The sequence below is a fragment of the Bradyrhizobium sp. AZCC 2230 genome, from assembly GCF_036924495.1.
In the GTDB taxonomy this organism is placed as follows: domain Bacteria; phylum Pseudomonadota; class Alphaproteobacteria; order Rhizobiales; family Xanthobacteraceae; genus Bradyrhizobium; species Bradyrhizobium rifense.
Map to the genome: position 1 here is coordinate 3,343,405 of NZ_JAZHRS010000001.1, position 25,600 is coordinate 3,369,004.

General features: G+C 62.3%; 18 protein-coding genes. 9 read left to right on the forward strand and 9 right to left on the reverse strand.

Annotation, left to right across the window (positions count from 1 at the left end; genetic code table 11):
• Window positions 1-35: 35 nt before the first annotated feature.
• Window positions 36-1,064, forward strand: a complete 1,029-nt coding sequence (locus tag V1280_RS16130) for a DUF4424 domain-containing protein (RefSeq protein WP_246208125.1) — start codon at window positions 36-38, stop codon at window positions 1,062-1,064.
• 110 nt (window positions 1,065-1,174) lie between these two features.
• Here V1280_RS16130 and V1280_RS16135 read toward each other — a convergent pair whose 3' ends face one another.
• From V1280_RS16135 to V1280_RS16175, 9 genes are read right to left on the reverse strand one after another with little or no spacing between them, the layout of a single operon-like run.
• A complete protein-coding gene (locus V1280_RS16135) occupies window positions 1,175-2,980 on the reverse strand; it encodes a serine/threonine-protein kinase (RefSeq protein ID WP_334525725.1) in 1,806 nt (601 codons plus the stop codon).
• Window positions 2,977-3,753 (reverse strand): PP2C family protein-serine/threonine phosphatase, encoded by a 777-nt coding sequence (locus V1280_RS16140; RefSeq protein ID WP_334525728.1) that lies wholly within the window; start codon window positions 3,751-3,753, stop codon window positions 2,977-2,979. Before V1280_RS16140 ends, V1280_RS16135 begins: the two co-directional genes overlap by 4 nt.
• A 6-nt stretch (window positions 3,754-3,759) precedes the next feature.
• Window positions 3,760-4,461: a type VI secretion system-associated protein TagF gene (gene tagF / locus V1280_RS16145; protein ID WP_334525731.1), complete on the reverse strand. Its 702-nt coding sequence runs from the start codon at window positions 4,459-4,461 to the stop codon at window positions 3,760-3,762.
• Window positions 4,458-8,003: a type VI secretion system membrane subunit TssM gene (tssM, locus tag V1280_RS16150; protein ID WP_334525733.1), complete on the reverse strand. Its 3,546-nt coding sequence runs from the start codon at window positions 8,001-8,003 to the stop codon at window positions 4,458-4,460. The genes tagF and tssM overlap by 4 nt, the downstream gene beginning before the upstream one ends.
• Window positions 8,004-8,044: 41 nt before the next feature.
• On the reverse strand, window positions 8,045-9,568 hold the full coding sequence (tssL, locus tag V1280_RS16155) for a type VI secretion system protein TssL, long form (protein ID WP_334525736.1): 1,524 nt from the start codon (window positions 9,566-9,568) through the stop codon (window positions 8,045-8,047).
• Window positions 9,565-10,902: a type VI secretion system baseplate subunit TssK gene (tssK, locus tag V1280_RS16160; protein ID WP_334525739.1), complete on the reverse strand. Its 1,338-nt coding sequence runs from the start codon at window positions 10,900-10,902 to the stop codon at window positions 9,565-9,567. The genes tssL and tssK overlap by 4 nt, the downstream gene beginning before the upstream one ends.
• Before the next feature lie 47 nt (window positions 10,903-10,949).
• On the reverse strand, window positions 10,950-12,317 hold the full coding sequence (gene tagH / locus V1280_RS16165) for a type VI secretion system-associated FHA domain protein TagH (RefSeq protein ID WP_334525742.1): 1,368 nt from the start codon (window positions 12,315-12,317) through the stop codon (window positions 10,950-10,952).
• A gap of 12 nt (window positions 12,318-12,329) precedes the next feature.
• Complete coding sequence (locus tag V1280_RS16170) at window positions 12,330-12,893, reverse strand: DUF6931 family protein (protein ID WP_334525744.1); 564 nt, start codon at window positions 12,891-12,893, stop codon at window positions 12,330-12,332.
• A 5-nt stretch (window positions 12,894-12,898) separates the two neighbouring features.
• Window positions 12,899-14,767 carry a type VI secretion system Vgr family protein gene (locus tag V1280_RS16175; RefSeq protein ID WP_334538321.1) on the reverse strand — a complete coding sequence of 623 codons (1,869 nt, stop codon included), beginning with the start codon at window positions 14,765-14,767 and terminating at the stop codon, window positions 12,899-12,901.
• Window positions 14,768-15,101: 334 nt separating this feature from the next.
• Here V1280_RS16175 and V1280_RS16180 point away from each other — a divergent pair, with 334 nt between their 5' ends.
• From V1280_RS16180 to tssH, 8 genes are all read left to right on the forward strand, one after another.
• Window positions 15,102-16,418 (forward strand): type VI secretion system protein TssA, encoded by a 1,317-nt coding sequence (locus V1280_RS16180; RefSeq protein WP_334525746.1) that lies wholly within the window; start codon window positions 15,102-15,104, stop codon window positions 16,416-16,418.
• Between the two features lie 124 nt (window positions 16,419-16,542).
• Complete coding sequence (tssB, locus tag V1280_RS16185) at window positions 16,543-17,070, forward strand: type VI secretion system contractile sheath small subunit (RefSeq protein WP_334525749.1); 528 nt, start codon at window positions 16,543-16,545, stop codon at window positions 17,068-17,070.
• Window positions 17,071-17,094: 24 nt separating this feature from the next.
• On the forward strand, window positions 17,095-18,597 hold the full coding sequence (tssC, locus tag V1280_RS16190; protein WP_187437324.1) for a type VI secretion system contractile sheath large subunit: 1,503 nt from the start codon (window positions 17,095-17,097) through the stop codon (window positions 18,595-18,597).
• Between the two features lie 49 nt (window positions 18,598-18,646).
• Complete coding sequence (locus V1280_RS16195; RefSeq protein ID WP_334525755.1) at window positions 18,647-19,132, forward strand: Hcp family type VI secretion system effector; 486 nt, start codon at window positions 18,647-18,649, stop codon at window positions 19,130-19,132.
• Window positions 19,133-19,313: 181 nt separating this feature from the next.
• The gene (tssE, locus tag V1280_RS16200; protein WP_334525758.1) at window positions 19,314-19,862 is read left to right on the forward strand and encodes a type VI secretion system baseplate subunit TssE; all 549 of its coding nucleotides are present in this window, start codon (window positions 19,314-19,316) and stop codon (window positions 19,860-19,862) included.
• 1 nt (window position 19,863) lies between these two features.
• Window positions 19,864-21,831 (forward strand): type VI secretion system baseplate subunit TssF, encoded by a 1,968-nt coding sequence (tssF, locus tag V1280_RS16205; protein ID WP_334525761.1) that lies wholly within the window; start codon window positions 19,864-19,866, stop codon window positions 21,829-21,831.
• On the forward strand, window positions 21,795-22,859 hold the full coding sequence (gene tssG / locus V1280_RS16210; protein WP_334525764.1) for a type VI secretion system baseplate subunit TssG: 1,065 nt from the start codon (window positions 21,795-21,797) through the stop codon (window positions 22,857-22,859). Before tssF ends, tssG begins: the two co-directional genes overlap by 37 nt.
• Before the next feature lie 98 nt (window positions 22,860-22,957).
• Window positions 22,958-25,597, forward strand: a complete 2,640-nt coding sequence (gene tssH, locus V1280_RS16215; RefSeq protein ID WP_334525767.1) for a type VI secretion system ATPase TssH — start codon at window positions 22,958-22,960, stop codon at window positions 25,595-25,597.
• Window positions 25,598-25,600 lie beyond the last annotated feature (3 nt).

Below are 25,600 nucleotides of genomic sequence, written 5' to 3' on the forward strand. Positions count from 1 at the left end.
ACCGGCACATGTTGCCACGCCATATGGAGACTAGCATGGTGAATGAACCGCCGCCCCGGCCTTCGTTCCGGGTACGGGCCCTGATGGCCGCGTTCATGGTTGCAACCACCTGGCCGGCGCAGGCCAACGACTCGGCTGCCGAATTGTCGATTGGCGGACTGCAGTTCGTTCACACCAACGATGTGGCTATGGAGAGCGAGGATCTGCGTATCGCGCTCGACAAGGTCAGCGTTCGCTATCAGTTCGCCAACATCACCAACAAGCCGGTTACGCTGACTGTGGCCTTTCCGCTGCCTGACATCGACCTCTCGGAAGCCGACAATATTGCCCTGCCGTCGAACGACCCGGTGAACTTCGTCGACTTTGAGACCAAGGTCGACGGCAGCCCGGCGCCACTGACTATCGATCAGCGCGCCATGATTGGCGACAAGGATGTCAGCGCTCAACTCCGCCAGTTCAAGCTGCCGCTGCTGCCCATCGGCAGCCGGGAGATCCGGGTGGCCGACCTGCCCGCAACAACCCGGACGCGGCTGGTGGACGACGGGCTCTTGATGCCTGCCGGCATGAGCGACAACGGTCGGCAGCAATATGCGCCCGGCTGGGTCACCAGGACCTCCGCCGTTCGTCAGCAAGTGTTCCCGCCCGCGCGCACCGTCGTCGTTGAACATCAGTACCGGCCGAGCGTCGGCTCTAGCGCAGACACTATCCTGCGCGCGAGCCTGCGCCGCAGCAGCGCGCTTGGTCTGGAGGTCGCGCGTTATCGGAAGGAATATTGCGTCACGGATGCATTCCTCGCCGAGCTTGATAAGCGCGCAGGCGACGGCCAGGCCAATAGCGCGAAGCTGCAGGAGCGGCGCATATCATACGTGCTCAAGACCGGCGCGAATTGGGCAGGTCCGATCCGATCGTTCAAGCTGACCATCGACGCTGGCGGCAGCGACCGCCTGGTCAGCTTCTGTCAGGGTCGGCTCAAGGCATCGCCTGCGGGGCGCACACCTGAATATACAGCAAGCGACTTCAAACCGGATACCGACCTGAAGATCCTGATGGTCGGACAATTCTAAACCGCGATGAGATTGGGATGAACTGCCATCGCGCTTTAGCTCATTGATTGAGCATGATCCCAGCGGAAAACTGCTTCAAACTTTCCCGGATCATGCTCTGAGCGCGCTGATCAGTTCGTGAGCAACACGTAGCGTGCCGCCGCGGTGATCGCAACATGGTTCCGCTGGGAATCGCTCAACGCCTGCAGGAAGAATGCATCAGCGGCTGTCGGTCGCGGCTGGCGCAACGAGTCAAGAACTTGCGGCGTGGCCACAGCCAAAAGCAGTTGCGGACCGTTCGCGCGCGGTGTCGGGAGTGTGAACGAAAGCGAGTCGATCCCCGGCTTCAAAAGATAGGACAAGCTCTGCACCTCGCCGCGGTCCGAAACCATGAGCAGCTCCACTACGCGGTTCGCGAAGTTCTCGATGGTGCCATTGAGGGTTTCGCCTCCCTTTAGCTCCGTCGCCGACAGGGTGATGCGCGGCACCCGCGTCTGATCGCTCCCGAGCTGGCTGAGGAACTTGACGGCAGGGCACTGCGCCTCGGTCACCTGCCTGACACCAACCGACGCCTCAAATCCCTGCTCCCGCCTGAACGCTTTGTCGAACGTATCAAACGGAGCCGTCGAAGCACCGAAGCCTTCGATCACCGCGGCGGTTTGACTAACCGCAACCGGCAAGATGAAGAAGCAGTCGCCGCCGGAATACTGGGCCACGTATTTGCGGATGCGGTCGGCTCGAGCCGGCCCATCGCCGGGCTGAGTGGGTGTCCCCGTCGGCGGTGGCGACAGCTTCGCCGGCTCCTGACGTTCGGGCTTTGGCGGAGGTTCAGTCTTCGTCGGCGACATCGTTCCCGACAGCTTCGGCGGCGGCGGCAAAGTCGGCACGCCGGGCGCCGACCGGACCAGCTGGAATAAGGCATATCCGCTCCCGCCGAGCACAAGCAGCACCACTGCCACGCTCATACCGAGCCAGGGGACGCGCCGCCTTGGAGCGCTCGACGGCGCCCTGTCCTGTCGCACCTGCGCGGCACTTTCGGGCCGCGCCAACGGATCGAAGCCCGACAACGGCGCGGTGGATGTGCGAGCCAAACCGGTCGGTGTCCAGCTGGCGACTTCCGCCATGGTTGGACGCAACGCCGGATCGGGCTGCAGCATCCGCTCCAGCAAAGGCCTGATGCGCATGTCTACCGCACCGAGATCGGGTACGCGCCGGCGCTTTTCAACCAGCTGAAACTGGCTCCCGCCCATGTCGAGCTTCTGTCCGGTCAGCGCATGAAACAGCACGAGGCCAAAGCTGTAGACGTCGGATTTGGCGGTAACCTCGTTGCCGTACAGCCCGACCTGTTCCGGCGATGCGTAATTGTCCTTGCCGGCAAAGCCGGAGCCGATGATGGTCTTGTCACCCATCTGGGTCGATCGCGCGATACCGAAATCGATGATCTTGGCGCGCCTCACATCATCGAGCGGGACGATAATGTTGTCCGGAGAGACGTCGCGATGGATGATGCCATGCTCGTGGGCGGCATCCAGCCCGGACGCGACGCGCTGCATCAGCTTCACGAGCGCCTCGAAGGTCAACGGGCCTTCGTCCAGCATGTTCGACAGCGAGCGGCCGTTCACGAACTCCATCGCGAGATATGGCCGCTGCAGGACAGGCTCTACCGTGAACAGGAAATAGCGAACGATCGCATCGTGCGGAAGATTGTGGAGTGCCGCCGCCTCGCGCCGGAAAAGCGCAAGCGCCGCCTCGTTTTCGACCATGTCGGGCAACAGCATCTTCACCGCAACCGGCGATCCGGTCTGGATCTCACGGCACTTGTAGACCTCGCCCATCCCGCCTGCGCCGATCACCGCTTCGATCTCGTAGATACCGTTGAGCCGGGTGCCGGGTGGCACACTGCGGTAGTTCGACCGGAACGGATCGTTGGAGTTCATGCTTGCGGCTCCCGATCCAGCGGCGTTCTCGTTGGCTCCGAGGAGCGCGGCGTCAGCAGCCGCACCACTACGATCGTCACGTTGTCGAGCCCTCCTCGGTCCAGAGCCAAAGCAAGCATATCATCGCAAGCCGCCTGCGCGCGCTGCGTGGCTGCATACTGCAGGATCTCGTCGTCCTGCACATGCCTGGTCAGGCCGTCGCTGCAGATCACAAAGACATCTTCCGGCTCGGCCGGACCTGTCACGACCTCGAACTCCGGATCGTCGGCGACGCCGACGGCCCGGGTGATCGCATTGCTCGGCCAGTCCTTGACGTCCTCGCGCGACACCGCACCGCCGGCAATCAGTTCCTCCAGCTCGCTGTGATCATGAGACACCTGGTTGATGCCGCCGCGGTTGATCAGGTACACCCTGCTGTCGCCTGCCCATATACAGGCATAATAGCCGTCGCGCACGAGCAGAACCGCCGCCGTGGTGCCGACGGTTGCGCCCTGCCGTTCCCGGCTGAGCGTCAGTATCTGCTGGTTCGCGCGGAACAGCCGCTCCTCGCACTCCGCCAGAAAGTCTGCGGCGGAATCCGTCATGCCTATTGCATCAAGCGACTGCACCACGATGCGGCTCGCGAGATCGCCGGCCTCGTGGCCCCCCATGCCGTCTGCGACCGCCCACATGCCGACATCGGTCCGGACCAGGCAGGAATCTTCGTTGCGCGTCCGCACCCGTCCAGCATGGGTGACGCTGCCAACATCGAACAAGGATGCGACTTGCACCATCGCGTGTCACCCGGTCCCGGATGCTGTACGGCCGAGATCGCCGGTCAGCAGTGCGGAATAGTGAAACGGATCCGGCAATCCGCGACAAGCCAGCGCCATTGACGGAAAGCCTTCTCCACCGGCGGTCCACCAGAAACTGGCAGCGGCATGGATCTGCGGATTTGCAGCAGCAAGCGCGGTGAACGACTGGGCGAACGCGCCGACGTCTGAAAGCGCTCCCACCCCCGTTGCGCCCAATGCGGTCACGTCCGATCCATTGGAGGGCGATAGCTGTAGTCGCGGCAGCGCAAGACGATCCAGCGAATCCGAGATCTGCTCGAACGTTGCGGCGCGATCCAGGGTCGAGAGCAGAAAGGCCTCCGCCTTGGCGAACCATTCATCCTGCGGGTCGATGCCCGGCGGCGGCAACAAGGCGATCTCGTCGCTCACCGCATGCAGCGTCAACGGATAGTATCGTCCCACCCCATCGAGCGAAGGCATGATCGCCCCTGTCACCGTGGTGCCGCAGATCGCAGCGCCGAGCCAGAAGCGCCACACCGGCGCAGTGAGGAAGGCCTGCTGCCAGCCCGAGCCAAGCTGATGGCGACTTGCAGACAACCCGGCCTGCACCCACGGCTCCCAGGCTTCCAGGAAGCTGCGCGGCGTTGCTATCGCGATGAAATCGCGTTTGGCGCCGATCTTGCCGAATAGCCCGCAACGCATGGTCATATTCCGATCGGGCAACGAAACTCGCGGAGCACGGACAGGTTCAGGGGATTGCGCAACGATCCGGTCGAAATCTGATAGTTGAGCTCCCGCCCGGCAACGATGAAAGTCGCACTGGCGCTTTCCGCCTTCACAGCCAAAGAGCCCGCCTCCAGCATCCGGAACAACGACCAGGGGCCGATGCGCTCGAGAATGGATGGCGCTCCGGTATCGTTGCTCACCGAAATCGCGGTCCGCGGCGATGGCCCCGGCCAGAGCACGGTGGTCGGTGGGTTGCTTTGCGATTGCGGTGGCGGCGGTGGAGGTTGCGCGCCGCCGAACATCGACGACGCGGTCGGCGCGCCCGGCGTGGTCGGACTCACGATTGTAGTACCGCCGATCTCCGTCTTCACCGTCACGCCGGGTCCGGATGCGCCCGGCGGCCGGATCGCGAACGATACTGCCGGCACGCTGCCGCCGGTCTGGAAGAAAGCATCACGGATATAGGCCGCATTCTGGAACTGCTTCAGCGTGTCGGGGGAGAACGATCGTCCGACGGGACTTTCCTTTCGCCAGGCCCAGTCCGATTTCGAGGTGTCGGCGTAAGGCGCGAGGTACTGGGTGAAAAACTTGTCCATGACGCCGTTGGGACTGAACACCTTGGCAAAGTCGGCGAGCGGAACTTCCTGATTGCTACCGCGGACGAACGGGTAGCGATTGGTCACCGTCTGCTGGCAGACCGGCGTGACCTGATCGCGCAACGTCTGCAGAATCTGTCCGGCCGTCGAGGCCGCGATGTTGCCTTCAAACTCCGCAGCCGCCGCGCGCAGCATGTCGGAGAACGGCGGCGGCATGCGGGAGGCATTATTGCGCAGGGCAGCGACCTGGGTCTGAAGCGAAGCGGTCGCCTGCGCGGTCAATTGTGGATTCTCGATCATCAGCGTCAGGTTCTGCGCGATATCGTTCAGGTTGGCGATGGTCGAGTCGATCGGCCGGTGCGTGCTGTCGCCTTCCAGCACCGCATGATAGGGCTTGAACTGTGCTTCGATCGTCGCCCCGGGCGGTCCATCCTGGGCGTTGGTGAAAAGAGCCGGTGCCGGCGTGGCCGCAGCGGGCGCCGCTGCGTTCGCCTGCTTCGGCCGCTCCTTGGTCAGCACCGTCTCGTCGCGCACCGATTCCAGGATTTGCCGCATCGGTGAGGTTGGCGCGGAAAGAGCCCTCAGCACCTCGTATTTCGGCTTGTCGGCGAGCAGTTTCTTCAGACGCAAGCTGCCCAATGCGGTTCGCCAAGTCGTGACAAATTCGTTGGAATAAATGTTCAAGAGGTCGCCGGCGAGGTTGTCGTACTGTTGGTCGATGGCCGATTGCTGGCCGGCATCGCCCAGCACCCAACGCTCCTTCTTCATGCGCTCCGACAATCCCGGCAGTTTCGCGACGAAGTTTTGCTGGAAGCCGTTATACGTAAAGAACTGGGGCACCCGCACAGCGTCCAGAGGCTGCCCCGTCGTGGTTTCGAACACGATGGCCATATCGGGACCACCGCGCCGGGCGGCGATCCAGTCGCCTGCGGTTGATGACCGCGCCTCGGATTTCAGGAACTCGTAGGCGCGCTGCGACACGCTGAGGCGCGCGAGCGAGTTCTGCGCCTGCTTGATCAGCCGGCCGTCAAGCTGGACAAGCGGCGGCTGCTCCGTCTCGAGGTCGAACATCGCGGTGAGATTCTCATCGAGCAGGCGCCGTCCCTCCGCGTTGGTTGCGCCGGGATAGAGGTTGTCCTGCCAGTCGCGCTGCATCCAGGAGCGGATCAGCTCGCGGTCCGGCGACTGCAGGCCGCCGAGCATCAGGTAGACCTTGAGCGCCTCGTAAACGAACGCGGGCTCGTTGATGCGCGCATTGAGCTGCTCCTCCAGGCGATACAGCAGGCGCGGCCGGAACATGCGTTCGAGCGCGGCGTGATAGGCGGCCTTGGAGGGCGACAGCAGGCGTTCACGCTGGCTGAGGCCGTAGCGGGCCGACAGGGGCACCGCCTCGTTGCGCAATCCGTAGCCTGCGGGCGCGTTGCGCAGCCGATAGAGCAGCGGCAACACTTTGTCGAGATCGTGGTCATCGATCAGCGTCTGCTTGATGAGCGGCGCCCCGGCGGCTGCATATTCGTTGTCCGCCTGCAGGCTCTGCTCGATCAGGTCGGAATTGCGCTTGTAGCTCGTCAGCCACGCCGCGATTAGCCCGATCGAGACAAGGCCGATCAAGGACAGCGCCGCGGTCTTGATGATCAGCGCGCGGCGGACCGCAGCACGATCAGTCGAGACCCAGTCAGCCTCACCGATGATGACTTTGGAAATGAGATCGGCAAGGAAGTAGCTCTTGCCCGTTCCTGAATAGGATCCGGAACCGACCTCCTCGGCACCGAACGTGCGCGCAAGCGACCCGATCAACTGGTCGATCGGCGTTCCCTGCTGGGTACCCGAGGTGAAGTAGAACCCGCGCAGGTTCGCATTGACGTGATAGCGCGTCGGCTCGAATATCTGGTTGAGGAAGTCGTGGATCTGGGGCTTGAGGCGCGCCATCTGCGCGGGGAAGCCAAACAATTGGACGCGGTGTTGCGGCGTCGGTTCGTCCTGCAGACGATCGAGCGTCTCCTCGCTCAGGCGCTCCAGCAGACGGTCAAACTCGACCGGAATCTGCCCCACCAGATTCTGCGTCTTGTCGGCGGTCTGGAACGTGGCGCCCCAGACCTGACGGCGACCGGCCTCGCCGAGATAGGCGAAATATTCGGTGAAGCCGGCAACCAGATCGGTCTTGGTAAAGAGGGCATAGACCGGGAAGCTGACCTTGAGCCTCTGATGCAATTCGAGGAGGCGCATCCTGACGGCGTCGGCGTGAAGCGCGAGTTCCTGCTTCGGCAGCGTCAGCACATCCTCGACACTGATGGCGACGAGAACGCCGTTGATCGGCTGGCGCGACCTGCTCTTTTTCAGGATGTCGAGAAAAGCCAGCCAGCTTTCCTTGTCAGCCTTGCTGTTGGAGTCCTGGGTCGTGTAGCGACCGGCGGTGTCGATCAGCACGGCCTCTTCGGTAAACCACCAATCGCAGTAGCGGGTACCGCCGACTCCCGCGATCGCCGCCGGCGTTGCCCCGCGCGCGAGCGGAAATTTGAGCCCGGAATTCACCAGCGCTGTGGTCTTGCCAGCGCCGGGGGGCCCGATGATGACGTACCAGGGCAGATCGTAGAGGTAGCCCGACTTGTTTCCGCTTGCGGTCTTCAACGTCGCGAGCGCATCCTTCATGCGCTCTTTGAGCACGGGTTCGTCGCTGACAGGCTGATCGGACGCGCTGATCCCGTCAGCGATCTTCTCGGCGTTTTTGCGTCGCTTGAAGTAGCTGAAGCCACCGATGCCAGCCGCCGCCGTGGTGAGCAGCAGAATTGCGATCTGGCGGATAATGTGGTTCTCGAGCGGGTGCCAGTCGCCAAATGCGATGAAGGGACCGGCGAAATAGATCACGCAGCCGAGCGAGCTGAGCCCAACTCCGTAAAGAATGATGCGGATAATGTCCTTGGCGAGCATTGACCGGTACCTGTCGCAAACAGCGTGGGCTGTGGTGGCAGCTATTCGCTGCGTTCAATAAAGATTTCGACACGCCGGTTCTTGGCGCGTCCTTCAGGTGTCGTATTGGGAGCGATCGGTGCGTCTGCGCCCTTGCCCTCGACGTCGACACGCGAACCGTCGGTCAGGCCGGGTTTCAGCGCCGCGGCGACCGCCTTGGCGCGCTCGACCGACAATTCGAAGTTCGACGGGAAGCGCACGGTGCGGATCGGCGAACTGTCGGTATGGCCGACAACCCGGATTCGTCCCGGCTCCTTGTCGAGGGTTGCAGCGACCCGAACCGCAATCGGCTTGAAGCCGTCGAGGATGGTGGCCTGGCCCGACGAGAACAGTGCGAGGTCACAGACCCTGATCACGATGAAGCTCGCGGTCTGGTCCGCGGTCATGGCGCAGGCGGTATTCTCCTTGGCGAGCGCGTTGCGGATGCGCTGCAACTGGGTGATGCGGTCCGGCTGTGGTGGCGGAGGCGGTGGTGGCGGCGCGATCACCTTGCGTTTGAGCTCGATCGGATCGGTGGGATGCAGGGCCAGCGCCACCTCGGCGGCATTCTCTGACCGGCCGGCCAGCAGTGTGCGCAAGACGAAATAAGAGCCCGTCAGCAGCGCGGCAACCACGGCCGCTACCAGCCAAACCGGAACACGGAGGCGCTGCCGTCGAGCCGCCAGCGCCTGCCCCCGCCAGTTCGGGGACAGATCGCTCATCGTCTTGGGACGGACCCGGCGCAGCGTTTCATACAGGTTGCGCTGAATCACCTGGAGGTTGGCAAGCCCACCCGTCGATGTGCGGTGAATGCCCTGGAAGCCGAGCGCGAGGCAGGCATGCTGCAATTCGAGCACCGGATAATTGACCAGCGGATCAACCTTCAAATGGTCGAGGATCTCGAAGAAGCGGACACCGCCCACCCGCTCGCCGAAGAACCGGCTCAACATCGAGTATTGCGTCCAGACGTGGCGCTCCTCGGTCGGGATATGCTGCACGATATCGTCGGCGGTGGCGCACAGGATATATTTCGCCGTATTGGCCTGGTGCTCGGAGATGCCCGCCGAACGGATGTCCTTCTCGAAGAATTTTATGGCATCGGCCACCTGTTCCATGAGACTTGCGAATGATGCGCGCATGAGCGCCACCCGCAAGCGGCCGAGCAGTTGCAGCAAGGGCCCTGCGGCGCGCATCACTGGATTGGCGTTCGGCGCGACTAGATCGTCGACGCGTAAAGGCGGTCCGGGCGGCAGTATCGCTTGCTGCGCGGAGGACTGCGCCGGGCTCGAAATCCATTCCTCCGACGGATGGCTGGTTGGTGCGGCGGCGTAGCTCGGGCCCTGCGGAACCGGGGAAAACGATGACGACGGCGCGGGCGCGCCGGGAGACGGCACAGGCGACGGCGAATAGGCAGGGCGTGCTACAGGCCCCTCGCCCGCCGGCGGCTGGGCGGCAGGAGCCGGTGGCAACTTCCCGCCGGGATTGGGACGGATGATCGTCCGCTCGCCCCGACCGAAAGGATTGACCGGCTTGTCCCTGTCACTCATGGCCTGTCTTCCAGGATCGCCCAAAGGTACAGCTCAAGCTCCGGCCAGTCGCCGGAGAAGTGCATCCCGATCGATGCCGCCGTGCTGAACTCGGGCCACAGCGGCGACTTGCGATCGAGATAGAAATAGACGTGATCGGTGATGGCCCTGATGTGCGGTGGCGGGGTCGGCAAGTGCACCAACGTCAACCCTGGCAGGTTGGCGTGCACAATCTCGTTCATCTTGGTGTTCGGGCCGACCTTGAACAAATGCGGGAAATCGTTCTGGATTTCCACGAGCGGTCGCCGTGCTGCAACTTCGAGCACCAAGGTCGCATTCCGGAATAGCGCCCGATCGCGGATCGGCGACACGAATGCATTCTGTGCACGCTCGATGATCTCGAGGCGGATCGCCCGCCGGCCGAGCCGCGCGCTCAGGAAGTCCTGGATGTCGCTTACCAGAGGGGTGAAGATGTTTTCGAGGTCATCATGATCGTACGCCCGATAGTTGCGTGCACGGCGTTCCGACGTGGCAAACGTCGCAAGCTCACCGGCGAACCTCAGCAACTCCTCGTACAGCCGCTCAGGATGGACGCTTCCGGAGCGCTGGAAATGGGTCAGCACGGGAATGGTGCGGTTGAGGACCTGCAGCACCAGATAGTCCACGCTCTGCAACCCGCCACCGGACGATGGATCGACCGCGTAGCGTGCGAGCTCATCGAGCTTGGTCTCGACCCAGCCGATGATGCGATTGAGCCAGCCGTCGATGATCGGATGTGCGGCGCAGACCAGCATCGGCGGCACGAACTTGTCGTCGAACAGGACGTTCTTGTCGCGCACCTCCAGAATGCGCGCGATGCCGAGGCCCATGTATCCTGGCTTGCTGGTCTTGCGCAATTCGAACGACAACCGCGGATAAGCGATGTCGATCTCTTCCTCGATGCGCAGCGTGGAGGTCGAGTCGATGAAAGTCTCCGAAGTGCGTACATAACGGCTGGCGCTGTCGGTCCGATCCTCGTCCACTTCGCGGGTGTTCGGTGCGGCGATGGGCATCATCAGCCAGACGATCTGGCCGGCAGCAGAATCCGGCACCTCGATCGCGTCCGGGATCGGGCTGTCCGCTGGGATGTCGAATGGCGTGCCATCCGGCATGACGCCGGAGGCGTTGCGCACCGCGAATTTGCTCTGTTCAGTGAGGTCCGTGTCGATCTCGATCTGGGCAAATCCCCAAGGATAAGGCGTCGTGTAGCGAACGCGCTTTTCCAGCAAGTGCTCGACATAGCGATCATTCTGCTGCAAATGGTGCGGCCGCAGAAACAGACCTTCCGACCAGAAAACCTTGCTGTACCAAGACATTCCTACATCCACTTAGCAATGTCGGCGACCGGACGGCCGCCGCTAGTTCACTTTGCACCGCTCTTGTCGGAGCGGTCGTAATAGTCGGAGAAATACAGCATAAAGGTATCGATCGGCGCGCTGTTGTCGCGGCCGAGATGCGCCTTCCAGCGCGTCATGAACTCATCCCACAATTTGCTCTTGTTCGAGCCGAGCCAGGATTTGGCGCCGCGCTGAAGCTCGAGCTCGCGCGCAATGAGGGTCGGATCGATGCCGGCGATGAGCTCGTGAACGGCGTGCTGCATCGCCATGTACGTCTTCAACTGATGTGATTTGAGGTCGCTGAAACCCTGCGCAAAGGCGCGTTGCGCGTCGAGATAGCTCCGCGTCTTCGGCCCGAACAGAATCCGCATTGCATCTTCCGAGGTCGGCGAGAATTTCAGCGGGTTGTTCTCAATCGCCTGAACGGTGGTTTGGCTGGTGCTACGCGTCAGCTGCTTGGCCTGAGTTCTCGCCTGCAGCAGCGCCATCAGATTGTCCACGGTCATGCGCAAGATGCTACCAAGCTGTTCGGCGAGTTCGGCATCGGCCTTGTTGGCAAAGAAATTGTCGGGCAATCCGGCGGCGCGTGCCACGAGCCGTGCGAAGTCGGCGCCGCCGGCCGGCATGGCGGGCGCCGGCGCTTCGTCCATCACCTGCGCCGGGCGCGGCGGCTCGGCATATGGCGGTGGCGGCGGTTGGACGGGCGCCGCTTCAGCATCGGCCCACACCGAGGGCCGGCGCGGGGTCGGCATCGCGGGCGGCGGTTCGATGGGGTCTTTCGGTGCCGCGACCGGGCCGTCGGCCCAGCTCATGTCGTCCTGCGCGGAAGGCTGGTACGGGGACGTCGGCGGTAGACGTCGAAAGGGATCCACACCCGGCGACGGGACGTTCGCCGCCCAATCCAGAAACTCCGGATTGACGGGTCGCGCCGCCTCGCGCGGTTTCTTCAATTGCTGCGGATCGATGGGCGGCGGTACGTCGCGATCGGCCGCCCACAATTCCTGATAGTCGGCATGTTGCTGTGCGAGAGGAGCGTGCTGCTGTGCCTCGCGGTCCGGCGGATGCCCGCCAGCCTCATCCTCCAGTGAAACCCCGATGATATAGTGGCCAATGGTGAGCCGGTCGCCGTCACGCAGCCGGTGCGGTCCCCGAATTCGCTGGTCGGCGCCATTGAGAAAAGTGCCGTTGGTCGAGACGTCATGCAGCCAATAGCCGCCCTCGCGAAAATGCACCTCGCAATGCTTTCCGGAGATCATCCGCGCCGGATCCGGCAACGTCCAATCGAGGTGACGGTCACGGCCAATATCGACCGAGCGCCTGCCGGTGACCGTAAATGACACAGGGCCACCGTCCGGAAGGTTCGGTTCGTTCTCGATATTGAAGCGAAGCACCATCTCTTCGTCTCGTTAGCGCGGAGAGCGCGGTTCGCCGCGTGCCAACTGAATACCATCCTCCAGGCATGCCGTCATTATCCGGTCCCGAGACTCGCGGGGGAGCCGGCAAAGGGCGATCAGCAGGGCCGCGCGCACCGCGCGCGCAGCTTGATCGGGCTTGGCTTCGACCGGCGCAAATTCCGCCGGGACCACGCTTCCGCCAGACCATCCGGCCGCCAGCGCCAGCCATGTCGCCGGCTGGTCGGGATCGTTGGCGTTGCCGACGGCCAGTGCCTTGTTCCGGGACTGCTCGTCGGGTTGCCTGACCCAGGTTTCCACGTAGTTCAGCGACCTGCCGTCGTTGGCATCGAAATGGTCGAACATCCGTCGTAACGAGCGGCATCCCCAGGCAACGGCGACGCGCCGGGGCAGCAGATAAGCGCAGAAGGAGACGGCCCCGTGCCAATTGCGCGCATCGGTGGCGTCCTGGAGGAAGTCGAGTGAAGGCTTGTCGGCCTCGGCCCTGCCGACGTCGTGGCGCGCCATTGGATAGGCCTGGAAGAGATCCTGCACGGTACCGAACCGAACCTGGCTCATAGCACTCAGCCGACAAGGGTTGGCAGGCCGTGGGCACCCAGCGGTCCCCCGGCTGCTAGCGCCATGGCGCCCTGCGCCGTCATGGCGATGGTCGGCGCGTTGATGACGATGCCCGCAGGCGTCAGGATGATCTGGCTGGGGCCTACCTGCAGCGTGATGTTGACGTTGGCCATGAGCGTGATGGTGAGGCCTGCGGTGACGGACTGATCCATCGTCATGGTGATATGCTGACCGCCCAACTCGATATCGAGCTTGTCGTTGCCGTTGACGAGGGTGGTTTTGCGGGTGTCGCCGCCCATCGCGGCTTCGCCGATGGTCCGCGTCTCGGTGTCGCGGACCGTCACGTCATGGTCCTTCTCGGCATGCACCGTGATCTTCTCGGAGCCCTTCTTGTCCTCGAAGTTCCACTCGTTGTAGCCGCCGCCTCCCTTGGTGGAATCCGATTTCAATCCCGCGATCGTCTTCTTGGACGGCAGGTCGTAGGGCAGCTTGTACTCATCGTTATAGACGGTGCCGACGATCAGGGGCCGGTCGGGATCCCCTTCCAGAAATTCGACGACCACTTCCTGCCCGACGCGTGGAATGATCTGACCGCCCCATTTCTTGCCGGACCAGACCTGGGCGACGCGCAACCGGCATGACCGCTTCTTCTTACGGTCCCAGAAGAACCGGACATAGATTTCGCCGAGGTTTTCGACGTCGATCTCCTCGCTCGAATTGTCCTCCTTGGTCACTACCTTGGCGGTCTGGACGCCGTTGATCCTTGGCTTCGGCGTCAGCATCGGCGCCCGGAACGGGCGGTCGCTTGGCAGGAATTCGTAGCTGCCGAAATAAACGTGCTGACCGGCGTCGCTGGGACCACCTGTGCGGTACGATTCGATCGAGAACGAATGGGTGGCCCGTACCACCAGATATTCGACGTTCTGCGAGTCCTTGTGATGCTTCTCGAGCTTGGTCAGTCCGCCGGGGAACAGGCTGACTGCATCACCGTTGCCGCGGCGCCGCCGGTCCATGGCTTGCTCGGACTGGAGCTGGACCTTCGCGTAGCGCTCGCCGTCGGATTTTTCCTTGAACTTGCCCGGATAGTCGTAATATTCCATCTCCGAGCGGGTGTAATTCTCGTTGCCCTTGGCGTCGCTGATCATCTGCGCATTGGGCTTCTGGTAGTTGTAGTCGTTGAGCTCGACCTTGCCGGTCCGAAACCGGCGCTCCGAGACCCATTCGTAGATGTGCTGCTCGCTTCGCCGGTCGGCGCCCGTCAGCGGGATGTAGGGGATCGTGGCGAGTCCGTTGATCGGACTATGCGACGATTTTGAGTCCGCCAATACCAGCGTGTGCTTGCCGCCCTCGTGCTTGAAGAAATAGTAGATGCCGTGCTGTTCCATCAGTCGGCAAACGAAATTCAGATCGGTCTCGCGGTACTGAACGCAATATTCGAGCTTCGGACAGGAACCTTCCTCGGTCAGCTTCGACTCGTAGTCGGTGAAGCCGCGATCGTTGAAGACCTCCTTGATGATGTCGGGCGCCTTCTTGTCCTGGAATATCCGGCAATCGGTGGTTCGCGACAGCAGCCATAACCAGGGCCGAAGCACGATTCTGTAGCTGAAATAGTCGTTCTTCACCCCAAGCCATTGCGCTTCGGTGAGAATGCCGCTGAACTCGCGCTCGTTCTCATGAAGCTTTATCTTCAGCGTGCACTGCTGACCGATTGCGCGGTCGAAGTCGAGATCGGCGTCCTCACTGAGACATTCGATACGGTACTCAAAGAGCTCGCTGAGACCTTCCGAAGCCTCGTATCCGACGAAAACCAGAACGTCCTTGCCGAGTGGCGTCTTGAGCTCGCAGAGGCGGGTATCTTGGGTAAGCTGGCCCATGTGGGCGTTAAACTCCCTCGTCGGCCGCATGATCCGCTCCGAAGAGCAGATCAGGCGTCATGCAAGAACCACAGACATCCTGGCCGCAGCTGGCAGGCCGGTAAGTCCGCCCGGGGTTGGCCTCCTGACACGCCACAGTAGCCGTCCAAAGAAGCACCCCGGCCTTCAAGTAGTCGCCTCCAAGAGCTTGCTGGTTCACGCGAAACTGTCATGATCACCGGGAATGAACCGGGACCGCCAAGCATCTGACCCATAAGACAATCGGATTATAGTCCCCTCTCCGCTCTCCCTTGAACGTCACGGGGGTCGGCGGGGGCCCAGTGGATGGACGATCATGCTCGACGTCGCCTCCTTGACCCAGCCGGTAGCCGCGGACGATCCCTGCGGACCGGATCTCGACGCGAGTGGGGACGTTCAGTACCTCAACTTCTTCGCAGGTGCGGAATCGCTGCTGCCGATGTCGTATTTCGAGGTCGTCAACGCCAATGGAGAGCGCGGGCGTTTCGATCCGAAGGCCATCGACATCGCCGGCCAGTTTGCCGCCGCGCGACCTCTTCTGGCGCGCACCCGAGATCTGCGTTTGAACATGCTGCTGGCCAAGTTCTCCATCCTCAACCGGGACCTTGACGGCTTTCTCAATTGCCTGAAGGCGACGACCACGTTGCTGAGGGAGCAGTGGGAAGCTGTACATCCGAGGGCCGAAGACGGCGACTACGCTCTTCGCGCTGTCACGATCGAAGCGATCGACGTGTTTCCGACTGTGATCAATCCCCTCCAATTCCTTCCGCTGATCGAAAATCGCAGACAAGGCCCCCTCAACTACCGTGCCTATCAGGTTGCCAAGGGAGAAATTCCCGCCGGTGACGCCGACGCTGACAGTCCCGATCTTGCAATCATCGAGCGCATCATTGACGACACAGATCTCGACACTCTGAGGGCGGCAAGCGCACGTTGTTCGGCAGTCGCGGCCGAAATTGCAGGCATCAAGACGATCTGGCACGAAAAGTTGAACTCGGGGCAACCCATCAGCCTCGACCGGGTCTCCGGCGTCGTTAATGGCATGGCCGCCTGGCTTGCGGGTCTCGTCGCGGAGCGTGACCCGACCGCTGTTGTGGCTGCGCCGTCAGACGACGCTGAACTATCTGACCCGCAAACTCCCCTTGAGGCGACCGGTGCGCTGACGTCGTCGGGCCAGGCCACTGCGGCGCTTGCCGCCGCCGCGGACTATTTCGCCCGAATGGAACCATCCAATCCCGCCCTGTTGCTGGTGCGTCAGGCGCAGGAGATGGTCGGTAAATCTTTCATCGAAGTGATGCGAATGCTGGTGCCCGCCCACGTTGAGAGCGCCGCGATTAATATCGGGCGAGACAAGTTCTTCGACCTGCCCATCGAACGGATGGCGGAGCTCGCCACCTCACCCTCGTCCGGGATCGAGAGCGAAGTTCAAGATACTGTTTTTTCTGTAGAAAATAGAGCACAGGCCTTGGGCCTGCTGGCCAAAGTGGCCGCATTTTTCCGGACCGCAGAACCGTCCAGCCCTATTCCGTTTTTGGTCGACCGCGCGCGCGATCTGGCACAGCGAGACTTTCTCAGCCTTTTGAATGACGTCCTGCCCGAAGGCGCGCTCAAGACAATCGACAAATCGTATTGAACCCACTTTTCGCTCGACGCCACTAACAGGACATACGGAGTTTCTGCCGACCGCAAGTTGAGCTGCTCTTGTAACCTGCGTCGCGGCAAGCCTGCTTCTGAATGATCTCGCAGAGAGGGGAACCATGGCTACGGACAGCGGTCAAAAATTCATCCGTCGTAACCGCGCACCGCGCGTTCACATCACCTACGAAGATCCCTACGACGCCGAGCGGCTGATCGAGTTGCCGTTCGTGATGGGCGTCCTCTCCGACCTTTCCGGCAACAACGCCGGCGTCGAGAAAGGCAAGGTCGAGGAGCGCAAGTTCCTTGAGTTCGATATGGACAATTTCGACAACCGCATGGCGGCGATCCAGCCCGGGGTGACGACCCGCGTGGCCAACCGCCTGAGCGAAGCGGCCGACGAGAAGATTTCCGTCAGCCTGCGCTTCAACAAGATGGCCGACTTCTCACCTGTGGCGGTCGCCCGGCAGGTTCCGGCCACGGCCAAGCTGCTGGAGGCCCGCGAACAGCTCGCCAACCTGCTCCGCTACATGGACGGCAAGGTGGCTGCAGAGGATCAGCTGAAGAAGCTCCTTAGCGATCCGCAGCTGATGGCCGCGCTGAAAGAACGCGCAGCGAGCCAGCCGACCGAACCCGACGCCGAGAAATAGAACTAAAGAGAAGGACTGGGGACCATGGCAAAAGAAGCTGGTCAAAAGGCGACCGTCACTCAAGTCGGAACCGTCGAGGCCGACGAGTTTGCGAACCTGCTCAAGCAGAGCTTTAAGCCCCGCACCGAACGCGCGGCGACCGAAGTCGAGAATGCGGTATCCACGCTCGTTCAGGAGGCGTTGAAGGACACGAGCGTCATCAAGTCGGATGTCCTCGACACCATTGAGGAGATGATCGCGCGGATCGACCAGAAGCTCACCGCGCAGATGAACGAGATCCTTCATGCGCCCGAGTTCCAGGCGATCGAAAGCGCCTGGCGCGGCCTGCATTACCTCGTCTTCAATTCGGAGACGGACGCCAGTCTCAAGATTCGCGTGATGAATGTCTCCAAGACCGAGCTCTATCGCAACCTGCGGCTCTATCCGGACGCCCGCTGGGACCAGAGCCCGCTGTTCAAGCAGGTCTACGAGTACGAATTCGGCCAGTTAGGCGGCGAGCCGTTCGGCTGCCTGATCGGCGACTACTATTTCAGCCATCTGCCGACCGACGTGCAGTTGATGCGTGATCTCAGCAAAGTCGCCGGCGCCGCGCACGCCCCCTTCTTCGCCGGAGCCGAGCCCACGTTGATGGGCATGGATTCATGGACCGAGCTGTCCAATCCCCGCGACATCGGCAAGGTGTTCGACACGCCGGAATACGCGGCCTGGAAAGGCCTCCGCGACCAGGACGACTCCCGCTATGTCGGCCTTTGCATGCCGCGAGTACTGGGTCGCCTCCCCTACGGCGCCAAGTCGGAGCCGGTGGAAGAATTCGCCTTCGAGGAAGAAACCGACGGGCATACCGGCGACAAGTACGGTTGGATCAACGCCTCCTACGCGATGGCCGTCAACATCAACCGCGCTTTCAAGGAGTTCGGCTGGTGCACCCGCATCCGCGGTGTTCAGTCCGGCGGCGAGGTCATCAACCTGCCGACGCACACGTTCCCGACCGACGACGGCGGCGTGGACCTGAAATGCCCGACCGAGATCGCGATCAGCGATCGTCGCGAACACGAACTCGCCAAGGCGGGCCTGATCCCGCTGATCCATCGCAAGAACACCGACAAGGCGGCTTTCATCGGTGCGCAGTCGCTCTACAAGCCGAAGAAGTATTTCGGCGAGAAAGGCGTGGATGCAACCGCGTCTGACAACCTGTCGTCACGTCTGCCCTACATGTTCGCGGTGTCCCGCTTTGCGCACTATCTGAAGTGCATGGTTCGCGACAAGATCGGATCCATGAAGGAGAAGGATGAGCTGACGGTCTGGCTGCAAACCTGGATCAACGAGTACGTTGATGCCAACCCAGCCCTGTCGTCAGAAGCTCAGAAGGCACGCAAGCCGCTGGCCGCAGCGAAGGTCGAGGTCATAGCAAACGAGGAGAACCCGGGATACTACAACGCACGCTTCTTTCTCCGTCCACACTTCCAACTTGAAGCGATGGACGTCGGCCTCAGTCTCGTCTCGCGCCTGCCGGGCCCGAGCTCCTGACGTCACGTCGTCGCAACTGTCAATTGCAGATTTTTGAGAGGACTAAGCTATGGCTGTCGATATTTTCTTGAAACTCGATCCCATCAAGGGCGAGTCGCTGGACGACAAGCACAAGGACGAGATTGATGTGTTGAGCTGGTCGTTCGGCGAAAGCCAGACCGGCACATTCCACAGCGGATCCGGAGGCGGCGCCGGCAAGGTCAGCGTCCAGGATCTCCACTTCACGCACTTCGTGGACAAGGCCACCCCGGATTTGTTCAAGGTCTGCGCGAACGGAAAGCACATCGATTCGGCGATCCTCACTGTCCGCAAGGCCGGCGAGAACCCGCTGGAGTATCTCAAGATCGAGATGAAGCACGTTCTGGTCTCCAGCGTGTCGACCGGCGGATCGCACGGCGAAGACCGCCTCACCGAAAACGTGAGTCTGAACTTCGCCAAGGTCAAGATGACCTACAAGAGCCAGACGGACAAGGGTGCCGCCGGCGCCTCGCCGACCTTCGGCTGGGACGTTCCTGCCAACAAGGAATGGGCTTGATCTTCGGCCCCTCGCCTGGCGCCGGTTGCCGATAGCGGACACCGGCGCCATGCGGCGCGATCCCGGATTACATCTTCGAATGGCCCGGGTTAGGGCCGGATGCCTGGCCACGATAAGTCAAGTCGGACGCCAATTGCCGCCCTTCGAAGCGGCATACGCGCCGACCGACATGGGGACCGGAATGACGTTTACGCCAAAAAAGGATCGGCTCTCTCCGCCGCTGATGCTCGCCTTTCGCGCGGCGCACGAAGCGCGTGATGCGCGCAAGAAGCTCGATCTGCGCGATCAGTCCGGTGAACGGATTATCGCAGGCCGGCGCAGCACGGGACGCCATCCGATCTCGGAGGCATTGCTCCGGCGCGAGGTCTCCCATGACCTTGAAACGCTTCTCAATACGATCGCTCTCGAATCGACGCTGGACATGAGCGGCCGGGATTGCGTACGAACGTCGATTCTGAACTATGGCCTTCCCGACATCGCGAACCGTTCGATCGACGAAGTCACGGACGACGAGCTCAGTGACGCGCTGCGCGCCACACTGCTCACCTATGAACCAAGGCTCGATCGTAAGACAATCCGCGTCCGCCGCGAAGGCTCGATCGGACCCGAGCAGCTCAAGCTGCGCTTCATCGTTCACGCCGATCTGAAAGCCGAACCGCTCAACGTTCCCGTGGAATTCGTCGCCGACGTCGAGCTCGACAGCGGCGATATCCAGATCAACCGACTTTAGCATGAATCGCGAATTCCTGGACTTCTACAATCGCGAATTGTCCCTGCTGTACGAGCAGGCTGGAGATTTCGCCGAGGAGTATCCCGGCATCGCGGAACGCCTCGGCGGCCTGATCAGGGACCGCTCGGATCCGATGATCACCGGGCTACTGGAAGGCGCCGCGTTTCTCGCCGCCCGTGTGCAGTTGAAGCTCAAGCACGAATTTCCGGAATTTACCTCAAATCTGCTCGAACAGCTGGTTCCGAACTATCTTGCCCCTACCCCGTCGGCCATGCTGGTCGCAGCACGACCGCCCTATGCCGACCCGGCGCTGCGCGACGGCAAAAAGCTCGCGCGCGGCGCCTACTTCGACGCCACCTACCGCGAAAGAGAGCGAAGCCTCGCCTGCCGATTTCGACTTTGCCGCGATATCACGCTCTGGCCGTTCGACGTCACCGGCGCCGAATACTTCTCGACCGCGGGCGCGCTGCAGGCACTCGGAATTCCGGTCGGCGGCGACGTCATCGCCGGACTCAGGCTATCGTTGACCCACCGTACCGCGGCCCGGCTTGACGAGGAACTGCCGGATGCAGAGGCTCGGACCAAGCCGGAAACGTGGTTTGCGGGCTGCCGCGTAGGCGAGCTCCCGATCTACCTCGTCGGTGCGGAATCAGACGGCATCGCGCTCTACGAGCAACTGATATCGAATTGCAAGGGCGTCTACTTCCGACATCTCGACGATTTCGGCGATCCGGTGGTGACGCGCGCACCACACGACTGCGTGCAGCAGATCGGTTTCGACGAAACCGAGTCGCTGTTTCCGAACGACAACCGCGTCTTTCGCGGCTCGGAACTGCTCCGGGAATATTTCATGTTTCCGCGCAAGTTCCTTGGCATCCACCTGACCGGACTCCGCAGCGTGATGCCGCGGCTGCGCAGCAAGTCGATCGATATCGTATTCGCCTTCGATGAACACAATTCGCGGCTCGCCGCCGCGGTGCGTCCCGACACCTTCAGGCTCTACACCGCGCCGGCGATCAACCTGTTCGAGAAGACGAGTGATCGAATCCCCGTCAAGTCGAATACCCACGAATATCACGTGGTGCCGGATCGTAGTCGCTATCTCGAATACGAGCCGCACCAGGTCCTCGAAGTCTACGCGCATTTCCCGGCGGAGAAGGACAAGCGGCTGGTGCGCCCGCTGTATTCGGCAGCCGTCGACCAGACCAGCGGATCGGTCCAGGGGCTTTACTTCACCGTCCGCCGCCTACCCCGGCGCCGCACGGTGGAAGAGAAGACGTACGGCTCATCTTCCGATTACACCGGGACGGACATGTTCCTGTCGCTGCTCGAGCCCGGCGAATTGAACGGGCAGGACTCTGCCGCCGAGCTCAGCGTCCGGGCGCTGTGTTCCAATCGGCACCTCACTGAGCACCTGCCGGTCGGCGCGAGCGGCGCCGACTTCCGTCTGCTGGACGATACGTCCCTCGACCTGGTGTGCGTTGCTGGTCCAACCCGGCCGCGCGAGCCGGTGGTCGCCCAGTTGCGCAGTCGCAGCGAAATCGCCAACAGCGGGATCGTCAGTTGGCGGCTGATCAACATGCTGAGCCTGAACTATCTCGGCCTCGTCGAGCGCAATGGCGGCAAGAACGCCGGAGCGCTGCGCGAGATGCTGTCCCTGTTTGCCGACCAGTACGACGACGCCACCGAACGCAAGATCCGGGGCGTGCGCAGCATCGAAAGCCGGCCCGTCGTGCGACGGGTGCGGGAGCGCACCGGCAGCGGTGCCGCGCGCGGCCTGGAGATCACTATCACGCTTGACGAGAAGGCGTTCGAGGGGAGCGGCGTGTTCCTGCTCGGAGCTGTGCTGGAGCGCTTCTTCGCCGACTATTCAGGCTTCAACACCTTCACCCAGACGGTCGTCTCGACGCCGGAGCGTGGCGAGATCATGCGGTGGCCACCGCGCATGGGCACGCGGAGACCGCTGTGACGCTGATCGACCAGATGAAGGCCGAACCCTGGCGGTTCGATTTCTTCAATACCCTGCGTCAGCTCGAGCGAGCCAATCCGGATCGACCTCGGATCGGTGACAGCGCCGCCCGCCGCGAGGAGTACGTCGATCTCGGCCAAGTGCCTTACCTCGAGTTCCCCGCCTCCAATCTTGCCGCGGTCGACGACCAGAATGGCCGGCTCAGGATACTCGTCAAGTTTCTCGGCCTCCTGGGTCCGCAGGGTGCGTTGCCACTTGCCACGACCGATGAGAGTCTGAGCTGGTGGCTGATGCGGGACGACGCCTTCCCGCGCTTTCTTGACCTGCTCAACGGGCGGTTTCTTCAGCTCTTCTTTCGTGCCTGGGCCGACGCCCGGCCGATCGCGCAGCACGACCGCCCCCCGGAGGATCGCTTTATCGCCTATGTCGGCTCCTTTGCCGGCCTCGGCTCCAACGCTTTCACCAATCGGGACACCGTACCCGACATGGCGAAGCTCAGCTTCGCCGGACTGATCGCCCCCAGGGCGAAGTGTGCGTCACGGCTGACGCGGTTCTTGCAGGGACTGTTCGACGTCAAGGTCGAGATCGACGAATTCGTCGGCACCTGGCTTGCGTTCGACCCAAGTCACTGCAGCCGGCTCGGCGAGGCGCATGCAAGCCTCGGTCGCGACGCGCTTCTCGGTTCACGCGTGTTCAGCGTCGAGGACAAGATCAGGGTTCGGGTCTTCGTCAAGAATTTTGTCCAGTACGAGCAGTTCCTGCCGACCGAAGCGCGCAACTTGTCGGAGCCGCTGGCGGACGCCGTTTTCTTCTACATCGGCGACGAACTGGAGTGGGAGGTCGAGCTCGCGATTCCAGCAGGAGAGGTCGTCCCCGTCAGACTAGGGCAGAGCGGACGGCTTGGATGGACCACCTGGGTCTCCCCGAACTGGACCTCCACTGAAGAATATCGCCGCGATGCCCGCTTTCAGCTCGGGGAGCGCCTGCGAGCCCGCCGGAACGCCGCAGCCGATGCCTCGGCGATTTGAACCTATCGACCGCGCGGATCGTCCCAATGTCATGGGATTCGCGCCAATTTCCGTTAGGTGTCAAACATCGGCGGAGCAATTGAGCAGGAGGGGCCGCCGTGACCGACATCAGTATTGAAGCCGTAACGGGCAAACTGAACCGCGCCGGCTACGACGCCTTCATACAGGCTCTTCGCCATGCCAAGAGCGCCGGGAACCGCAACGTCGAGCTTGCGCACTGGCTGTTTCATATCCTGCAGCAGGACCGCACAGACCTCAGCCTCTCGGTGGACCATTACAGGCTCGACCGGGGGCGGTTGCTGTCGGAACTTGCCGGCGCCATCAACGGCTTTCGCAAGAACGAAACAGACATGCCGGGTGTGGCCAATCCGGTCATCGATCTCCTCGATCGCGGCTGGCACTACGCCACGCTCTTTTTCGGCGAAACCCAGATCCGCACCGGCCACCTGCTGGTGGCTGGGCTGAAGTCGAACGACATCCGTCGCGCGCTGAACAACCTCTCCCAGGAATTCGCCAAGGTCAACGTCGAAGCACTGGCAGCCGAGCGTCGCGCCATCTGGGCCGGCTCCGACGAGGAGACCATGCGGCCCATGGACGGCTCGGGTCTTGTGGGCGCTGGCACGGACGGCGCGGATCAGGCGAGTCCGAAAGGCACGACACCGCTCGACCGGTTCTCGCAGGATCTCACAGCCAAGGCCAAATCGGGCGAGATGGACCCGATCCTGGGTCGGGACGAAGAGATCCGCCAGTTGATTGACGTTCTGATGCGACGGCGGCAAAACAATCCGATTCTCACCGGCGAAGCCGGCGTCGGCAAGACGGCCGTGGTCGAAGGATTCGCGCAACGCATCGCCGCCGGCGACGTGCCACCGCCGCTGCGCAATGTCCGGCTCTGTGCCCTCGACATCGGCCTGATGCAGGCCGGCGCCTCGATGAAGGGCGAGTTCGAACAGCGCCTGCGCTCGGTGATCGACGAGGTGCAGAGCTCACCCACCCCGATCATCCTGTTCATCGACGAAGCCCATACCTTGATTGGCGCCGGCGGCGCAGCCGGCACCGGCGATGCGGCCAACCTCCTAAAACCCCCACTCGCCCGTGGCACGCTGCGCACCATCGCCGCTACCACCTGGGCGGAGTATCGCCAGTACATCGAGAAGGATCCGGCGCTCACGCGACGCTTCCAGCCGATCCAGATCGACGAACCGGATGTCGAGACCTGTTGCGTGATGCTGCGTGGCCTTCTTGGCCCAATGGAAAAGCACCACGGCGTTCGCATTTCCGATGCCGCAATCATTGCAGCCGTCAACCTCTCGCACCGCTACATTCCCTCCCGACAGCTGCCGGACAAGGCCGTCAGCCTGCTCGATACCGCTTCGGCCCGCGTGGCGATCAGCCAGAGCGCAACGCCGGCCCTGATCGAGGACACGCGTGTCGCGATCACGGCTCGCGAAGCTGAGAAATCCGCGCTGGTCAGCGACCGCGATCTGGGCATCGAGGACGGCGAGCGCGTCGCCGCGATCGACAGCGATATCGCCGCATTGAAAGAAAAGCTAACCGCGCTTGAGGCCGACTGGGCCAAGGAGCAGGAGCTCGTCAAGGACATCCGCAGCATTCGTGACATCCTGTCCAAGCCCAAGGAAGATCAAGATCCAGACGCAAAACGAGCGGAGCTGCGCGGCAAGTTCGAGACGCTGGAGGGGATCAATCCGGAAAAACGGATGGTCTATGCCCATGTGGACCAGCAGTCGGTAGCGTCCGTCGTGTCCGACTGGACCGGCATCCCGGTTGGCCGGATGATGCGGGACGAGATCGAAACCGTGCTGAAGCTGCCGGAGATCCTCAACCGCCGCGTCGTCGGCCAGTCCCACGGGCTGACGATGATCGCCAAACGTATCGAGACCAGCCGTGCCAAGCTGGACAACCCGTCGAAGCCGATCGGCGTTTTCATGCTGGCCGGACCATCCGGCGTCGGAAAGACCGAGACCGCGTTGGCGCTTGCCGAGACGCTCTACGGCGGCGAGCAGAACATGATCACGATCAACATGTCGGAGTTCCAGGAGGCGCACACCGTCTCGACCCTGAAGGGAGCACCTCCCGGTTACGTCGGCTATGGAGAAGGCGGCCGCCTCACCGAGGCGGTCCGGCGCAAGCCATACAGCGTCATCCTGCTCGACGAGGTGGAGAAGGCCCATCCCGACGTCCATGAGATCTTCTTCCAGGTGTTCGACAAGGGAGTCATGGAGGACGGCAACGGACGACGGATCGACTTCAAGAACACCTTGATCATTCTGACGACCAATGTCGGTACCGATCTGATCATGGGGCTGTCCCGCGACCCAAAGTATCGCAACGAACCGGAAGAGCTCGCGAAGATGCTCAGGCCGGAATTGCTGAAAGTATTTCCGGCTGCATTGCTCGGGCGTATCGTCTCAATCCCCTACTTCCCGCTCTCGGACGAGATGCTCGGCGGCATCGTCCGGCTGCAGCTCGACCGCATCGGCCGTCGGCTACGCGATAATCACAACACGGCCTTCAGCTACGACGACGCGGTCGTGGAGCACATCGTGTCAAGCTGCAACGATCCGGATTCCGGCGGGCGCATGATCGACAACATCATCACCAATACATTGCTGCCGGAGCTGTCGCGCGAGTTCCTCAGAAAATCGCTTGCCAAGGAAGAGATCAAGCAGACACGCGTCTCAATCGCGAACGACAAGTTCGCATATTCGTGGAACTGAGCA

Excerpts from the sequence above, each read along its gene's own strand:
- V1280_RS16180 (WP_334525746.1), top strand. The coding sequence starts at position 15,102 with ATGCTCGACGTCGCCTCCTTGACCCAGCCGGTAGCCGCGGACGATCCC.
- tagF (WP_334525731.1), bottom strand. The coding sequence starts at position 4,461 with ATGACCATGCGTTGCGGGCTATTCGGCAAGATCGGCGCCAAACGCGAT.
- V1280_RS16140 (WP_334525728.1), bottom strand. The coding sequence starts at position 3,753 with ATGGTGCAAGTCGCATCCTTGTTCGATGTTGGCAGCGTCACCCATGCT.
- V1280_RS16130 (WP_246208125.1), top strand. The coding sequence starts at position 36 with ATGGTGAATGAACCGCCGCCCCGGCCTTCGTTCCGGGTACGGGCCCTG.
- tssM (WP_334525733.1), bottom strand. The coding sequence starts at position 8,003 with ATGCTCGCCAAGGACATTATCCGCATCATTCTTTACGGAGTTGGGCTC.
- tssE (WP_334525758.1), top strand. The coding sequence starts at position 19,314 with ATGACGTTTACGCCAAAAAAGGATCGGCTCTCTCCGCCGCTGATGCTC.
- V1280_RS16195 (WP_334525755.1), top strand. The coding sequence starts at position 18,647 with ATGGCTGTCGATATTTTCTTGAAACTCGATCCCATCAAGGGCGAGTCG.
- tagH (WP_334525742.1), bottom strand. The coding sequence starts at position 12,317 with ATGGTGCTTCGCTTCAATATCGAGAACGAACCGAACCTTCCGGACGGT.
- tssL (WP_334525736.1), bottom strand. The coding sequence starts at position 9,568 with ATGAGTGACAGGGACAAGCCGGTCAATCCTTTCGGTCGGGGCGAGCGG.
- V1280_RS16170 (WP_334525744.1), bottom strand. The coding sequence starts at position 12,893 with ATGAGCCAGGTTCGGTTCGGTACCGTGCAGGATCTCTTCCAGGCCTAT.
- tssF (WP_334525761.1), top strand. The coding sequence starts at position 19,864 with ATGAATCGCGAATTCCTGGACTTCTACAATCGCGAATTGTCCCTGCTG.
- tssC (WP_187437324.1), top strand. The coding sequence starts at position 17,095 with ATGGCAAAAGAAGCTGGTCAAAAGGCGACCGTCACTCAAGTCGGAACC.
- V1280_RS16135 (WP_334525725.1), bottom strand. The coding sequence starts at position 2,980 with ATGAACTCCAACGATCCGTTCCGGTCGAACTACCGCAGTGTGCCACCC.
- V1280_RS16175 (WP_334538321.1), bottom strand. The coding sequence starts at position 14,767 with ATGGGCCAGCTTACCCAAGATACCCGCCTCTGCGAGCTCAAGACGCCA.
- tssB (WP_334525749.1), top strand. The coding sequence starts at position 16,543 with ATGGCTACGGACAGCGGTCAAAAATTCATCCGTCGTAACCGCGCACCG.
- tssK (WP_334525739.1), bottom strand. The coding sequence starts at position 10,902 with ATGTCTTGGTACAGCAAGGTTTTCTGGTCGGAAGGTCTGTTTCTGCGG.